The following is a 14,524-nucleotide window of genomic DNA, read 5'->3' as shown; positions in this document are numbered from 1 at the left end:
GGCGGCCGCTCCGGGCGGCCGCCCGCCGGTGAGCGGGGCGGGTCGGGCGGCGGGGTCACCGCCAGCGGTCGGTCAGGACGTGCGCGCAGTCGTCACCCCCGTCGGCGGTGGCGCTCCGGTTGCCGCCGGACTCCCACTCGACGCCGCCGTCGGGGTCCACCTTGACGTACTTGTACTCGAAGGCGGTGCCGTCCGGCAGGGCGAGGTCGCCGCTCCACCGGGGGTAGCTCCCCTCGCCGGTCGTGAGCCGCAGGCCCCGCTGCGGGTCCCAGGAGCCGAGCTGCGGGATCGACCCCACCGCGTACACCTCCTGGCCGTACCAGGTGGTGGCCTCGGCGCGGAACCCGACGTCGACGGTGGCGCAGTCGCCGGGGTCCGGACCGCCGCCGGGGCCGCACCCGTCGGGGTCGGCGCACTCGCCGGGGGCCTCGACGTGCAGGGCGACCGCGCCCTCGGCCGGGACCTCGACCGCCACCGAGCCGTCGGCGACCGTGTAGACGTCCCCGTCGCAGGTACCGCCGGTGAAGGTGCCGTTGGCGACGTCGCAGTAGTCGCCGTCGGGCAGGGAGGTGGGGAACGCGGCGGTCCAGGCGGTGCCGGTGGCGTTGAACGCGGCGAAGCCGGCCGCGCCCCGGTCCAGGGCGACGCGCGCGGAGCCGTCGCCGTCCTTCCACCGCACGTCCTGGCCCTCGACGGCGTTGGCGAAGGTGGGCATGCCGTTCAGCGCGCGGTGCTCGCACACCCACCGGCCCCGGCCGCACGTGGTGGGCCGGGTGGTGCCGTCGGACTCGGCGGGCGGGCCGGTCTTCGGGTCGCCGGTCCAGTCGTAGCTGGACATGACCTTGGGGGTGCCGTAGCCGTAGGCGAGCAGGAACGCCTGGGCGAGGTCGTAGCGGTCGCGGTCGGTGCGGTGCGTGAGGGTGGGGTGGCTGCGCTGGGTGTCGTGGTTGACGACGAACGCGGTGGCCGACCCGCCGGCCACGAGGCCGTCGGTGATGGTGCGCAGCCCCTGCAGGTTCCCCTCGGCGAACCGGGCGCTGATGCGGCGCTGGAACTCGAACTCGGTGACGTCGCCGGCGGGGGTGTACTCGTTCGGGGAGATCGTGGCGTCCCCGATGACCTCCTGGTAGATGTAGGGCGCCTGGCCCCAGCCGGGGACGGTGGCGCGCAGCCGGGAGTTGATCGCCTGCACGTCGGCCGGCGGGACGTGTTTGGCGGCGTCGTAGCGGAACCCGGCCACGCCCATGTCGATGAGCCCGTTGAGGTAGCGGGCGATCCGGTCGCGCACGTGGGTGCTGCCGGTCTCCAGGTCGGACAGGCCGACCAGTTCGCAGTTCCGCACCTCCCACCTGTCGTTCCAGTTCGCGATGTCGCGGCCGCAGTCGTTGAAGTCCTGGCGGCCGTAGCCGTGGGCGCCGTCGCCGTGCAGGTCGGGGTAGGAGTACTTGCCGTAGACGGTGCCGGCGCTGCCGGGGCCGGAGCCGATCGACCCGGTGCCGGACATGTGGTTGAGGATGGCGTCGACGTAGATCTTCACGCCGGAGTCCCGGCAGCGGTCGACCATGTCCTGGAAGTCGGCGGCGGTGCCGCGGCGGGTGTCGTCGATGCGGTAGGACACCGGCTGGTAGTCCTGCCACCAGGGGAAGCCCTCGCCGGGCAGCACCACGTGCTCCTGCGGCGGCGACACCTGGACGGCGCCGTAGCCGTTGGGGCCGAGGAACTCCTCGCACTCCTGGGCGACGGACTCCCAGCGCCATTGGAAGAGGTGGACGATCGTGTCCCCGGCCGCGGTGGCGGCGGCCGGTTCGGCGGGCGGGGGTGCGGGGGCGGCCTGGGCGGGGGCGGTCGCGGCGGCGAGCGCGCCGGCGGCGAGCGCCAGCGCCGCGGCAGCGGAGCCGAGCCTTCGCGTCTTCATCGCGCCTCCTGGGCGGATGTCGTCGAACGGGGGATTGAGTCGCGCTTTCAGGTGTTGCAAGAATTTGCGCGACGTGACGAAGGTAACAACTCGCGGCCCCCTTGGGAATAGCCCACGCCGCCACGTTCGGCGGCCGGCCGCCTCCCTTCGATCCACCCCCGCCACCTCGGCGCCGTCACCGTGCGGCGCGGGCGGCGACCGTCCGCACCCGGACGGCGCCGCGCCCACCTGGCCGGACGCGTCCGCCCCCCGCGCGCGGCGGGGCGGAAGGGCACGCAAGGACTGCAACGCCTTGCAAGAAGAACGCCGGCCCGCCCCCGTTGGGGCGGACCGGCGGCGCGGCGCTGGGGCGGGTTACCAGAACACCGCCACACCCACGTTGAGGACGGCGAGGACCCCGGCGATGACGGCGAGCCGCGCGGCGGGCCGGCGCAGGTTGAGCACCGCCACCACGGTGACGGCCAGCGCGACGACCAGCTTGACGCCGATCTTCACGTGGTCGAGCTCGCCGCCGCCCATCTCGGCCGTGCCCACGAGCAGCAGCCCGGTGGCGAGTTGGAGCAGTGAGCTGTGCAGGATCACCTTGGGCGACTTCCCGTTGCCGGTGATGAGCTGCATCAGGAAGCCGGCGATGATGCCGGCCATGCCCAGCAGGTGCACGAAGACGAGGGCCGAGGAGAGGATGTCCATGGCGCAACAGTACTACGCCGTGTAGTACTCGACCGCTCGGGTGACGACACCCCGACGTAACGATCCGGTGCCGGTCAGCGCGCCGCCCGCCGGGCGCGCGCCCGCAGCAGCAGGGCCAGCACCGCGCCCGCGGCCAGCGCGCCCGGGACGGCCGCGGCGGCCGCCGTGCCCAGCGCCGTCGGGCGGGGCGGGTCGGCGGCGGCGGGCGCGGGGCCGGCCGCCGCCCCCTTCACCAGGTTGGCGTCGGCGGCGCAGGCGACCGGCGGGTGGTCCGGGTCGGTCTGCGCGCAGACCGTGGTCGCCACCCGCCACACCTCCCCGCCCGTCGGCCCCAGCCGCACCGTGGCCGTGCGGGTCACCTCGCCGCCGGGGGCGACGTGCACCCGCCACGTCACCACGCCCTCCTCGGTGCGCCCGCCCTGCCCCGCGTCGACCGGGTGCGCCTCGGCCGGGACGCTCTGCGAGACGACGACGCCGTCGGCGGGCGCGGAGCCCTCGTTGCGCACCGACACCGTGTAGCGGGTCTCCTCCCCCGGGGCGATCGCGTCGCGGCCGTCGGTGACCCCGACGGTGAGCACCGGTTCGCCCCGCTGCCGCGCCCCCTCGGCCGTCCCCTCGGCGCGCGCGGGCGGCCCGGCCACCGCCAGCGCGGCGCCGGCCACCGCCGCCCCCGCCAGCAGTCCCGCCGCGTATCCCGTGCGCGTACGCGCGGCCGCCACCACGGCCCCACCCCCGTCCGTTCCCGTCGCTCCCCCGCGGAGGACGCCCGGACACCATGACTACGCGCAGCGGGGCCCGGACGGCGGGTGACACGCGGAACCGTGACCGTGCCGCCGCATCGGCGCCGGTGCGGCCCGGGCCGCACCGGCTTAGCCCTCCCACCGGCGCCTCCGCCGCGAATACGGCTTTTCCCTCATGTGCGGCGGGGGGTCTTAGGAGGAGTCTGAGGATCAGCGGGACGGAGCACCGGACCGCACACGCCACACCGCAGGAGAAGCCATGATGCACCCCGACATCCTCAGCGCGGTCGCCCGCGAGCGCCGGGCCGACCAGGAGCGCGCGCTGCGGGGACGGGCCGCCCGGCGCCGGCTGCGCGAGGAGCGCCGCGCGCGCCGCGGCGGCGGCCCCGACGGCGGCACGCCGGTCGAGCGGACCCCGGTCGCCCCGGAGGCGCCGCAGCGGGTTCCGGCGCCGCGCGCCGAGCGCGTCCCCGCCGGCCGCTTCTGACCCCCGCCGGACCGGATGGAACCGGATGCGCGGATTGTCCGAATCGCCCGCCATAATCGACCCCATGACCGTCCTCGGCCCCAGCCCCGTGTTCGTCGGCCGCGACCGGGAGCTGCGCCTGCTGCTCGACCACGCCGGGCGCGTCCGCACGGGCGCGCCCGGCACGCTGCTGATCGGGGGCGACGCGGGGGTCGGCAAGTCGCGGCTGCTCGCCGAGTACGTGCGCCGCGGCGCCACCGGGCGCGTTCTGGCCGGCGGCTGCCTGGAACTGGGGGTCGACGGCCTGCCGTTCGCCCCGTTCGTCGCCGTGCTGCGCCACCTGCTGCGCGACACGGGCCGCGCCCCGTTCGACGCGCTCGCCCACGGCGGCGACCAGGAGCTGGCCCGCCTGCTGCCCGAACTCGGCCCCGCGCCCACCGACCGCCGCGAGGCCCGCAGCATCCTGTTCGAGCACGTCCTGCGCGTGCTCTCCGACACCGCGGGCCCCGAGGGCACCACGGTGGTCGTGGAGGACCTGCACTGGGCCGACAACGCGACCCGCGACCTGCTGGTCTTCCTCATCCGCAACCTCGACTCCGTCCCGGTCCAGATCCTCGCGACCTACCGCACGGACGACCTGCACCGCCGGCACCCGCTGCGGCGCCTGCTGCCCGAACTGGAGCGCCTGCCCGACGTCGGCCGCGTCGAGCTGGGGCCGCTGGGCCCGGCCGAGGTGGCCGCCCAGGCCGCCGCCATCCGCGGCCGCCCGCTGCGCAACGAGGAGGCCGCCGCGCTGCACGCGCGCAGCGACGGCATCCCGCTGTTCGTGGAGTCGCTGGCCGAACAGGACGACCTCCTCGCCGCCCCCGTCCCCGACGGCCCGCGCGAACTGCTGCTGGGCCCGCTGCACCGGCTGGACGACCGGGCCCGGCTGGTCGCCCAGGTCGCCGCCGTCGGCGCGGTCAGCGGGGGCCACATCGAGCACGCGCTGCTCGCCCGCGCCGCCGACCTGCCGGAGGACGGGCTGGAGGAGGCGCTGCACGCCGTCGTCGACGCCAACGTGCTGCGGGTCGACGGCACCGGCTACCGCTTCCGCCACGCCCTGCTGCGCGAGGCCGTCCACGACGAGCTGCTGCCCGGCCGCCACGTCCGGCTGCACCTGCGCTACGCCGAGGCCCTGGAGACCCTGCCCGGCGCCGTCCCGGCGCACCGCCTCGCGGCCGAGCAGGCCCACCACTACCACTCCGCCCACGAGCTGCCGCGCGCCCTCAGCGCCGCCTGGTGGGCCGCCGTGCACGCCGCCGAGACCCTCGCCTTCGCCGAGGAGCTGCGGATGCTCGAACGCGTCCTGGAGCTGTGGGACCGGGTGCCCGACGCCGTCGACCGCGTCGAGGGCCACAGCAGGGTGGAGGTGCTGCGCCGGGCGGCCGACGCCGCCCTGGAGGGCGGCGAGGTCTACCGCGCCCGCGAGCTGTGCGACGCCGCGCTGGCCGAGGTGCCCGAGGACGCCGCCGACGACGCGTCGCGCGGCCTGCGCGGCGTACTGCTGCGGCTGCGCGGCCAGGCCCGCACGAAGATCTCCGACGGCGACGGCATGGTCGACCTGGTGGCCGCGCTCGCCGTCCACCCGCCGCACGTCCCCGGCTACGCCAACCTGCTGTCGTACCTGGCGCGCGAGGTCATGCTCCGCCGCGAGGTGCTGACCGTCGACTACCCGGGACTGGCCGGCCTGGCCGGACTGGGGCGGCGCAGCCTGTCGGCCGATGAGCTGGCGCGCCAGGCGCTGCGCCACGCCGAGGCGGAGGACGACCATTGCGCCCGCTCGGACGCGCTGATCACCCTCGGCTCCATGGGCATGAACACCGGTGACGCCGCCGAGGGCGAGCGGCTGCTGCGCACCGCCATCGAGCTGGCGCGCGAGCGCCGCGACCCCTCGCTGGAGATGCGCGGGGTGGCCGACCTCTCCCACTTCCTGCGCGAGGTGGGCGCGCACGGCTCGGCCGCCGACCTGCTCCGCCCCACCCTGGACCGCGCCCGCGAGCTGCGCCTGATGAGCGTCAACGGCGCCTTCATGGCGCTCAACCTCGCCGAGGTCCACTTCGACCTGGGCGACGTCCCGGCGGCCCGGCACCACGTCGACCTGGGGTTCGCGTCCCTGCCCTCCCCGCAGCACACCGTGTACCTGGCGGCGCTGGACGTGCGGGTGGCGCTGGCCGAGGGCCGCGCGGACGCGGCGCGCGCCCGCGCGGCCGAGCTCGACCCCGAGGGGGCGGTGCGCACCTCCCGCATCCACGCGGTGCTGATGATCATCCTCGCGCTGGCCGACCTGCGGACCGCCGACGGCGACCCCGAGGCGGCGCTCGGCCTCGTGGCCGACACGCTGCGCCGGGTGGAGCCGGCGCACTCCCCCGGCTACGCCTGGGCGGTCCTGGAGGTGGCCGGCGAGGCGCTGGCGCGGGCGGGCGACGCGGCGGAGCGGCTGCACGGCCCGCTGACGGCGACCGCCGCCGGGCTGCCCGTGCGCGGACCCGTGCAGGCCGCGCGCCGGGCGGTGCTGGAGGCGCGGCTGGCGGTGGCCGGCGGCGCGGACGCCGCCGCGGCCGCCGACGCGTGGAAGGCGGCCCTGGCCGCCTGCGACGCGGCGCCGGGGATGCGGCTGCTGCGCGCCGGGGCGCTGCTGGGCGCCGCGGAGTCGGCCGCCGCCGGGGAGGACCGCGCGGCGGCCGCCGACCTGGTCGGCGCGGCGGCCGCGCTGGCCGCGGAGTGCGGCGCCACCGCGCTCGAACGGCGGGCCGGCGACCTGGCGCGGCGGGTCGGGGCGCCGGGAACGGCCGCGCCGGCGGGCCCGGCCGGGCTGACCCCGCGCGAGACCGAGGTGCTGCGGCTGCTCGCCCGGGGGCGGACCAACGCCGAGATCGCCGGCGAGCTGTTCATCTCGGCCAAGACCGCCAGCGTGCACGTGTCGCACATCCTGGCCAAGCTGGGGCTGCCCAACCGCGGCGCGGCGGGCGCCCGAGCCCGCGAGCTCGGGATCGGCTGACCCGGCCGGGCGGTCCGCCCGGCCGGGGCGGCGGCTACAGCCAGCCGCGCAGCTTCTCGATGAGGCGCACGGGGTCGTCGCCGACCGGGGTGACGTTGAGGTGGGTGACCCCGGCGGCGCGGAACGCCTCGACGCGCTCGCGCACGTGGGACTCGGGGCCGACCAGGTTGGTCAGCTCCACCATCTCGTCGGGGACCGCCGCCGCGGCCTCGTCCTTGCGCCCGGCGAGGTAGAGCTCCTGGATGCGGTCGGCGGCGTCCTCGTAGCCGTAGCGGCGGGCCAGGGTGTTGTAGAAGTTCTTCCCCTTGGCGCCCATGCCGCCGACGTAGAGGGCGATCATCGGGCGGGTGAAGTCGGCGAGCCGGCGGGTCTCCTCGCCCTCGCCGATGGCCAGCAGGCCGCCCGCCGAGATCTCCAGCGGGCCGAGCGCCGGGTCGCGCCGGGCGGCGCCGCGGGCGAGCGCGGCCCCCCAGACGGCGTCGGCCTTCTCCGGGATGAACAGGTGCGGCAGCCACCCGTCGGCGATCTCGGCGGTCAGCTCGACGTTCTTCTCGCCGAGGGAGGCGAGGTAGACGGGGACGCTGCTGCGCACCGGGTGGTTGATCATCTTGAGCGGCTTGCCCAGGCCGGTGCCCTCGCCGGGCGGCAGCGGCAGGGTGAACACGCTGCCCTCGTAGGACAGGCGCTCCTCGCGGGCCCACACCTTGCGGCAGATCTCGACGACCTCGCGGGTGCGGGTGAGCGGCTTGGTGTAGGGCACGCCGTGCCAGCCCTCGATGACCTGCGGGCCGCTGGCGCCGAGGCCGAGGACGGCCCGGCCGTCGGACAGGTAGTCCAGGCCGGCGGCCGTCTGCGCGATGAGCGCGGGGGTGCGGCTGTACAGCGGCAGGATGGCGGCGCCGATGCGGACACGTTCGGTGCGGGCCGCGATGTAGCCCATGAGGGTGGGGCTGTCGTAGCCGTACGCCTCGGCCACCCAGACGGTGTCCAGGCCGACCTTCTCCAGCTCGGCGACCTGGTCGACGGCCGGCTTGGGCTCGCCGGCGTACTGCAACGGCATGGAGATGCGCATCGTGCCTCCGTAGGTCTCTTCCCCGGGTCGCCGAAACTCTACCGCCGAGTAGCGTTCGGTCGGGGAGGCGGGGCGGCGACACGCGCCCTCCGGCCGCCGGGTGCCGCGCCGCGTGCGGCGGCGCGGCACGGCCGGTCAGGAGTAGGAGTGCGCCGCGTCGGGGAACGTCCCGCCGACGACCTCCTCGGCGAAGCTCTTCGCGGCGCCGCCGAGGGTGGCCGCCAGGTCGGCGTAGGTCTTGACGAACTTGGCCACGCGCGGGCTGAGACCCGCCATGTCCTGCCAGACCAGGACCTGGGCGTCGGTCCCCGCGCCCGCCCCGATGCCGATGGTGGGGATGGTGAGCTGCGCGGTGATGTCGGCCGCCAGCTCCGCCGGCACGCACTCCAGGACGACGGAGAACGCCCCGGCGCGCTCCAGCTCCTTGGCGTCGGCCAGCAGCTCCGCCCCCGCCTCGCCGCGCCCCTGCACGCGGTAGCCGCCCAGGGTGTTGACGGACTGCGGGGTGAGGCCGATGTGGCCCATCACCGGGACGCCGGCCGCCACCAGCGCCTCGACCTGCGGGGCGACGCGGTGCCCGCCCTCCAGCTTGACGGCCTGGGCGTGCCCCTCCTTCATGAACCGGGCGGCGGCGGCGAGCGCCTGCTCGGGCGAGCCCTGGTAGGAGCCGAACGGCAGGTCGGCGACGACCAGGGCGCGGGTGGTGGACCGCGCGACGGCCGCGGTGAGCGGCAGCAGGTCGTCGACGGTGACGGGGACGGTGGAGTCGTAGCCGTAGACGACCATGGCGGCGGAGTCGCCGACGAGCAGGACGGGGATGCCCGCCTCGTCGAAGACGCGCGCGGTCAGGGCGTCGTAGGCGGTCAGCATGGGCCAGCGCTCCCCGCGCCGCTTCGCCAGGGCGATGTCGCGGACGCTGACGCGGCGGGTGGAGGTCCCCCCGTAGAGTGCGGGGGCGGATGCGGTCTCGGACATGTGCGTTTCCTCCGAAGTCTCGAAGCGCCCTTACGGCGTCCCCGGACGGTGTAGGCAACGGTCGGCGCGGCGGAGGGCGCCGCGTGCCGCCATCATCGCACGGCGCGCGGAAGCGGCCGCCATCCAGGTGCAACCGCCGGCCGGCCGCCGATCATCCCCGGCCGACGGGGTATGAAAGGCCATGCCGCGGGGCACGTCGGCGGTGGGCGCGCGGCGCCCCGATCCCGTCCGCGCGGTCCCGCGCGCCGCCGACCCGAGAGGCAGACCCCATGGAGCCGACCACCCCGTACCCGCGCCGCTGGGCGGTCCTCGGCGTCCTGGTGATCGCCCTGCTCGTGGTGGTGCTCGACAACACCATCCTCAACGTCGCCCTGCGGGTGATCTCCGATCCGCGCCAGGGGCTGGGCGCCTCGCAGGGCGAACTGGCGTGGGCGATCAACTCCTACACCCTGGTCTTCGCCGGGCTGCTGTTCACCTGCGGCGTCGTCGGCGACCGGGTGGGGCGCCGCCGGATGCTCCTCGGGGGGCTCCTCGTGTTCGGGCTGGGCTCCCTGGCCTCGGCCTACGCCCAGGCCCCCGAGCACCTGATCGCGGCGCGCGCCGTCATGGGGCTGGGCGGGGCGGCCGTGATGCCGCAGACCCTGTCGATCATCACCAGCGTGTTCGGCCCCGAGGAGCGCCCGCGCGCGATCGGGGTGTGGGCGGGGGCCGTGGGCCTCGCCCTGGGCATCGGGCCGCCGCTGGGCGGGCTGCTGCTGGAGCACTTCTGGTGGGGGTCGGTGTTCCTGATCAACGTGCCCATCGTGGCCGTCGCCGTCGTCCTGCTGCTGTGGCTCGTCCCCGAGTCGCGCAACGCCCGGCCGGGCCGGCTCGACCCGGTGGGCGTGCTGCTGTCGATCGCCGGGCTGGTGCTGCTGGTCTACGGCATCATCGGGGCGGGCGAGCGCGGCTCCGCGACCGACCCGGCGGTGTTCGTCCCGGTGCTGGCGGGCGCCGCGGTGCTCGCCGCGTTCGTGGTGTGGGAGGCGCGCATCGACCACCCGGCGCTCGACGTGCGGCTGTTCCGCGACCCGCGCCTGTCGGTGGCGGTGGTGGCCGTGATGATGATGTTCTTCGCCCTCGCCGGGGTGCTCTTCTTCATCACCTTCTACTGGCAGAGCGTCCGCGAGTTCAGCCCGCTGCACGCCGGGCTGCTGGTGCTGCCGGTCGCCGCCGCGCAGATGATCATGTCCCCGCTCAGCCCGCACCTCGTGGCCCGGTTCGGCCCCCGGGCGGTGGGCGCCGCCGGGGTGCTGCTCGCCTCCTCGGCGCTGGGCTCCTACGCGCTGCTCGACGCCCACACCCCGGTGTGGCACGTGGAGGTCGCGTTCTTCGTCCAGGGGTCGGGGATGGCGCTGGTCATGACCCCCGCGACCGCCTCCATCATGGCGGCGGTGCCGCCGCAGAACGCGGGCGCCGCCTCGGCCGTGCAGAACACCGCCCGCCAGGTCGCCACCGCGCTGGGGGTCGCCGTGCTCGGCGCGCTGGTCTCCGGCGTGTACCGCGACGGCGTCACCCCGCACCTGGGCGCGGTGCCCGAGGACCGGCGCACGGCCGCCGGGGAGTCCATCGAGGCCACCCTCGCGGCCGCCGCCCGCGTGGGCGGCCCCGAGGGGCGCGCCCTGGTCGGACCGGCCAAGGAGGCGTTCCTGTCGGGCATGCACCTGGCCGCCGTCTGCGCCATGGGAACGGGGCTGCTGTGCCTGGTGGTGGTGCTGCTGTGGATGCCCCGCCGCACCGCCCCGCCGAGGGGCGCGCGCGGCGAGCGGGAGGCCCCCGGAGGCCCCGGGGGCCGTTGACGTGCGGCGCCGCCGTGCACTAGCGTCCCGCCGGTCATCCGGGGCACGCACCGCGCCCCGGCCCCCACCCCCGCGGGAGGCTGGCTGTGGACACCCCGGCCCCGACCGGCACACGCGACCGCGCCTTCCTGGGCCACCCCAGGGGCCTGGCGACCCTGTTCCTCACCGAGGCGTGGGAGCGGTTCTCCTACTACGGCATGCGCGCCCTGCTGCTGTACTACATGTACGACCGGACCGCCGACGGCGGCCTGGGCATCGACGAGCCCACCGCCCTGTCGCTGGTGGCGGTCTACGGCTCCGCGGTCTACATGGCGGCGATCGCCGGCGGGTGGGTCGCCGACCGGCTCCTCGGGCCGCAGCGGTGCACGTTCTGGGGCGGCGTGCTCATCATGTTCGGCCACGTGTGCCTGGCGCTGCCCGGCGGCGCCGCCGCCCTCTACGCCTCGATGGTGTTCATCGTGGCGGGCACCGGGCTGCTCAAGCCCAACGTGTCGGCGTCGGTCGGCCACCTCTACGCACCCGGCGACGCCCGCCGCGACTCCGGGTTCACCATCTACTACATGGGCATCAGCATGGGCGCCGTGCTCGCCCCGCTGATCGTCGGCACGCTCGGCCAGCGCTACGACTACCACCTGGGGTTCGGGCTGGCGGCGGTCGGCATGGCGGTCGGGCTCGCCGTCTACGCGCGCGGCGCCCGCCACCTGGGCGCCGACGGGCGGGCCCCGGCCAACCCGCTGCCCCGGACCGAGCGGGGGCGGCCGCGGGTCCCCCGGGCGGCGGCCGCGGCGGTCGCCGTGTCGGCCGCCGCCCTGGCGCTGCTCGCCGCGGCCGGGCTGCTCACCGCCGACCTGGTGATCGACCTGGTCAGCGCCGCGTCGGTGGCGCTGCCGATCGGCTACTTCACGGTGATGCTGCGCAGCCCGCGCACCACCCCGGCCGAGCGCGCCCGGCTGCTCGCCTACATCCCGCTGTTCGCGGCGGCGGTGTGCTTCTGGATCATCCAGGAGCAGGGCGCCGTTGTCCTGGCCCAGTACGCCCGCGACTCCACCGACCTCGACGCGGGCGGGTTCGCGGTCCCCTCGTCCTGGTTCCAGTCCGTCGGCTCCCTCGTGCTGATTTTCACCGCGCCCGCGTTCGCCGCCCTGTGGACCGCGCTCGCCCGGCGCGGTCGCGCCCCCTCCACCCCCGCCAAGTTCGCCACCGGCCTGGTCCTCGCCGGGGCCTCCTACCTGCTGATGGCGGTCCCGGCGGCGTCGGCCGGGCTGACGGCGCCGATGTGGCTGGTGGCGAGCTTCGCGCTGGTCACCATCGGCGAGCTGTGCCTGTCGCCCATCGGACTGTCGGCCACCACCCGGCTGGCGCCCGCCGCGTTCGCCACCCGCACCATGGGGCTGTGGCTGACCGCAGGCGCGGCCGGCCAGGGCATCTCGGCGCAGATCGTGGCGTTCTACGACCGCGACGCCGCCGCCGGCTACTTCACGGCGGTGGGCGGCGCGGCGGCCGTGCTCGGCCTGTTGCTCGCCGTCGCCGCCCGGTGGCTGCGGCGCACCACCGACCCGGCCCCGGACCCGGACCCGGCACAGCCCTAGGGCGCGGTGCGCCCCGCCGGGGGCGCGCCGCCGTCGAGCACGTCCAGGTAGCGGCCGAGCAGCGCGGCCGCGTCGAGCATGGCGCGGCCGCGCGCGGTGAGCCGGCTCCCCCAGTCGTCCAGGGCGCGCGCCAGCGTGTCGGTGCCGCCGGCCGTGCGCACCCGGTGGACCACGGTGGCGATGCGGTCCAGCGGGTAGCCCCCGCGCCGGAGCAGGTGGGCGAGTTCGGCGTCGCGGACGTCGGGCGCGCGGTAGAGGCGGTACCCGGTGGCCGGGTCGCGGTCCGGGGCGAGGATGCCGGCCGCCTCCCAGTCGCGCAGAGTCGCCGGGGTGACGCCGAGCCGGCGGGCGAGGGCGCCGATGGTCCGCACGGCGGGCCCGGACGGCCGCTCCGGGGCGGCGGCCGCCTCCCCCGCCAGGTGGTGCACCGCCTCCCGGACGGCGGCGAGGGTCCCCCGGTCGCGGAGCAGCCGCTCGTGCCCGCCGTCGATGACCGCCAGCGCGTCGTCGAGCCGACCGCCGTGGACCGCGCGCATGACCTCCCCGGCCGCCGCGTGGCCGAACGCCGGGACCAGGGCCAGGTAGGCGCGGAGCGCCGCGGCGTGAACCTCGGTGTAGACGCGGTAGCCGCTGGGCGTGCGCGCGGCGGGCGGGAGGCGGCCGTCGTGCTCGTAGTTGCGGACCGCCTGGGTCGAGATCCCGTGCTCGCGCGCCAGGTCGGTCGGCCGCATGTGCTCACCCCGTTTGGAGACTTTCCCGCCGACGTCCCCGGTGTTGCGGTGGAGATCAGCGGGAGAGTCTCCACCGGGCTTTCAAAGATACGCTTCACCCACATGACGACCGACATCACCGCGTTCCTGCCCGCGTCCTGCGACCTCCTGGCACTCGGCGAACCGACGCACGCCGAGCCCGCGTTCGCGCGCCTCCGCAACGAGCTGTTCGCCCGGCTGGCCGGCCACGGCTTCCGGTCCATCGCGCTGGAGACCGACCGCGTCGCCGCGCTCACCGTGGACGACCACGTCCGCGCCGGCACCGGAAGCCTCGACACCGCGATGGACGAGGGCTTCTCACACGGCTGGGGCGCCTTCGACGCCAACCGGCGGCTGGTGGCCTGGATGCGCGCGTACAACGAGGGGCGTCCGCCGGAGGAGCGGCTGGCCTTCCACGGCTTCGACGCCCCCATGGAGACGATGAGCGCGCCCAGCCCGCGCCGCCACCTCGAACACGTCCGCGACTACCTGGGGCTCGACCTCGACCTCGCGGGCCTCCTCGGCCCCGACGAGCGGTGGGAGTCCCTGGAGGCGCTCATGGACGCGGACGCGTCGCCCGGCGCCACGCCCGAGGCCGCGCGGCTGCGCGTCATCGCCGACGACATGCGCACCGCGCTCTACGGGCGCGCGCCCGAACTCATCGCGGCGACCTCGCACACCGCCTGGACCCGGGCCGGCGTCCACCTGGCGGGCGGGCTCGGCCTGCTGCGCTACCACGCGCAGTCCGCCCGGCCCGGCGATCCGTCCCTGCGGTGGTCCCGCCTGTCCGGCACCCGCGACGCCCTCATGGCCGAGAACCTGCTGGACATCCGCGCCGCCGAGGCCGAGCGGGGCCCCACCCTGGTCTTCGCGCACAACCTGCACCTGCGGCGGTCGCCGAGCCGCATGCCGATGGGCGACATGGACCTCCGGTGGTCCGGCGCGGGCGCCATCCTGGCGTCCCTGGTGGGCGAGCGGTACGCCTTCGTCGCCGGGTCCCTGGGCCGCAGCGCGACCATCGGGCTCGGCGAGCCCGCGCCCGACACCTTCGAGAGCGCCCTCCAGTCCCGGGTCGGCACGTGGGGGCTGGTGCCGGCCGCCTCGGTGACCGGCACCCGGACGCGCACCGACACCACGCCGCAGATGGGGTACTTCCCGCTCGACCGGGACCTGCTCGACACCGCCGACGCCGTCCTGCACGTCGGCGACGGCCCGGCCGCCGTCGCCGCCGCGCCGGAGCGGCTCCCGGGCACCGGGGCCTGAGCCGCCGCCCGCCCCGCGAGCGCCCACGGGTGCCCGCGGGGCCCTCCCTAGGACGGTGCCGCTCCCGCGCGCCCCGGTCTTAGGCGTCCGGACCGGGGGACCGGGACCGGATATAGGGCTGCGGCCCGCGATCCGGCGGGGCGGCCCTCACGGCGAGGCTGGGGCCGCCGGGGCGGACCCGCCCCGG

11 protein-coding genes are annotated in these 14,524 nt (G+C 76.4%); 5 read left to right on the top strand and 6 right to left on the bottom strand.

The features are described from left to right. Positions 1-55 precede the first annotated feature (55 nt). The 3 genes from NT8_RS21935 to NT8_RS21925 all read right to left on the bottom strand — a co-directional run bounded on the left by NT8_RS21935 (position 56) and on the right by NT8_RS21925 (position 3,324). Positions 56-1,915 carry a carbohydrate-binding module family 20 domain-containing protein gene (locus NT8_RS21935; protein WP_067972933.1) on the bottom strand — a complete coding sequence of 620 codons (1,860 nt, stop codon included), beginning with the start codon at positions 1,913-1,915 and terminating at the stop codon, positions 56-58. Between the two features lie 354 nt (positions 1,916-2,269). Beyond that, positions 2,270-2,605 (bottom strand): hypothetical protein, encoded by a 336-nt coding sequence (locus NT8_RS21930; RefSeq protein ID WP_067972930.1) that lies wholly within the window; start codon positions 2,603-2,605, stop codon positions 2,270-2,272. Between the two features lie 74 nt (positions 2,606-2,679). Further along, the gene (locus NT8_RS21925) at positions 2,680-3,324 is read right to left on the bottom strand and encodes a COG1361 family protein (RefSeq protein ID WP_169805244.1); all 645 of its coding nucleotides are present in this window, start codon (positions 3,322-3,324) and stop codon (positions 2,680-2,682) included. 280 nt (positions 3,325-3,604) lie between these two features. Here NT8_RS21925 and NT8_RS21920 point away from each other — a divergent pair, with 280 nt between their 5' ends. Both NT8_RS21920 and NT8_RS21915 read left to right on the top strand, forming a co-directional pair. After that, positions 3,605-3,832 carry a hypothetical protein gene (locus NT8_RS21920; RefSeq protein ID WP_067972923.1) on the top strand — a complete coding sequence of 76 codons (228 nt, stop codon included), beginning with the start codon at positions 3,605-3,607 and terminating at the stop codon, positions 3,830-3,832. 64 nt (positions 3,833-3,896) lie between these two features. Further along, the gene (locus tag NT8_RS21915) at positions 3,897-6,851 is read left to right on the top strand and encodes a helix-turn-helix transcriptional regulator (RefSeq protein ID WP_067972921.1); all 2,955 of its coding nucleotides are present in this window, start codon (positions 3,897-3,899) and stop codon (positions 6,849-6,851) included. 34 nt (positions 6,852-6,885) lie between these two features. On the opposite strand, the gene NT8_RS21910 is transcribed toward NT8_RS21915, so the two are convergent. Next, the gene (locus tag NT8_RS21910) at positions 6,886-7,923 is read right to left on the bottom strand and encodes an LLM class F420-dependent oxidoreductase (RefSeq protein WP_067972918.1); all 1,038 of its coding nucleotides are present in this window, start codon (positions 7,921-7,923) and stop codon (positions 6,886-6,888) included. Positions 7,924-8,058: 135 nt separating this feature from the next. Further along, complete coding sequence (gene panB / locus NT8_RS21905; RefSeq protein ID WP_067972916.1) at positions 8,059-8,898, bottom strand: 3-methyl-2-oxobutanoate hydroxymethyltransferase; 840 nt, start codon at positions 8,896-8,898, stop codon at positions 8,059-8,061. Positions 8,899-9,167: 269 nt separating this feature from the next. On the opposite strand from panB, the gene NT8_RS21900 reads away from it, so the two are divergent. Then, on the top strand, positions 9,168-10,736 hold the full coding sequence (locus tag NT8_RS21900; RefSeq protein WP_067972913.1) for an MFS transporter: 1,569 nt from the start codon (positions 9,168-9,170) through the stop codon (positions 10,734-10,736). Between the two features lie 86 nt (positions 10,737-10,822). Beyond that, positions 10,823-12,325: a peptide MFS transporter gene (locus NT8_RS21895; RefSeq protein ID WP_245646273.1), complete on the top strand. Its 1,503-nt coding sequence runs from the start codon at positions 10,823-10,825 to the stop codon at positions 12,323-12,325. Here the strand turns inward: NT8_RS21895 and NT8_RS21890 are convergent. Further along, positions 12,322-13,056 carry a TioE family transcriptional regulator gene (locus NT8_RS21890; protein WP_067972907.1) on the bottom strand — a complete coding sequence of 245 codons (735 nt, stop codon included), beginning with the start codon at positions 13,054-13,056 and terminating at the stop codon, positions 12,322-12,324. The genes NT8_RS21895 and NT8_RS21890 overlap by 4 nt on opposite strands. A 102-nt stretch (positions 13,057-13,158) precedes the next feature. Between NT8_RS21890 and NT8_RS21885 the strand changes: the two genes are divergently transcribed. Continuing rightward, positions 13,159-14,337 (top strand): erythromycin esterase family protein, encoded by a 1,179-nt coding sequence (locus NT8_RS21885; RefSeq protein ID WP_067972904.1) that lies wholly within the window; start codon positions 13,159-13,161, stop codon positions 14,335-14,337. Positions 14,338-14,524: the final 187 nt, after the last annotated feature.

The organism is Nocardiopsis trehalosi NBRC 14201, assembly GCF_001552555.1.
Taxonomy (GTDB): Bacteria; Actinomycetota; Actinomycetes; order Streptosporangiales; family Streptosporangiaceae; genus Nocardiopsis_B; species Nocardiopsis_B trehalosi.
This window is presented reverse-complemented; position numbering and strand designations above follow the sequence as displayed.

What these genes read in the sequence shown, in the direction of transcription:
- NT8_RS21920 (WP_067972923.1), top strand. Translation starts at nt 3,605, where the DNA reads ATGATGCACCCCGACATCCTCAGCGCGGTCGCCCGCGAGCGCCGGGCC.
- NT8_RS21935 (WP_067972933.1), bottom strand. Translation starts at nt 1,915, where the DNA reads ATGAAGACGCGAAGGCTCGGCTCCGCTGCCGCGGCGCTGGCGCTCGCC.
- NT8_RS21915 (WP_067972921.1), top strand. Translation starts at nt 3,897, where the DNA reads ATGACCGTCCTCGGCCCCAGCCCCGTGTTCGTCGGCCGCGACCGGGAG.
- NT8_RS21885 (WP_067972904.1), top strand. Translation starts at nt 13,159, where the DNA reads ATGACGACCGACATCACCGCGTTCCTGCCCGCGTCCTGCGACCTCCTG.
- NT8_RS21930 (WP_067972930.1), bottom strand. Translation starts at nt 2,605, where the DNA reads ATGGACATCCTCTCCTCGGCCCTCGTCTTCGTGCACCTGCTGGGCATG.
- NT8_RS21900 (WP_067972913.1), top strand. Translation starts at nt 9,168, where the DNA reads ATGGAGCCGACCACCCCGTACCCGCGCCGCTGGGCGGTCCTCGGCGTC.
- panB (WP_067972916.1), bottom strand. Translation starts at nt 8,898, where the DNA reads ATGTCCGAGACCGCATCCGCCCCCGCACTCTACGGGGGGACCTCCACC.
- NT8_RS21910 (WP_067972918.1), bottom strand. Translation starts at nt 7,923, where the DNA reads ATGCGCATCTCCATGCCGTTGCAGTACGCCGGCGAGCCCAAGCCGGCC.
- NT8_RS21890 (WP_067972907.1), bottom strand. Translation starts at nt 13,056, where the DNA reads ATGCGGCCGACCGACCTGGCGCGCGAGCACGGGATCTCGACCCAGGCG.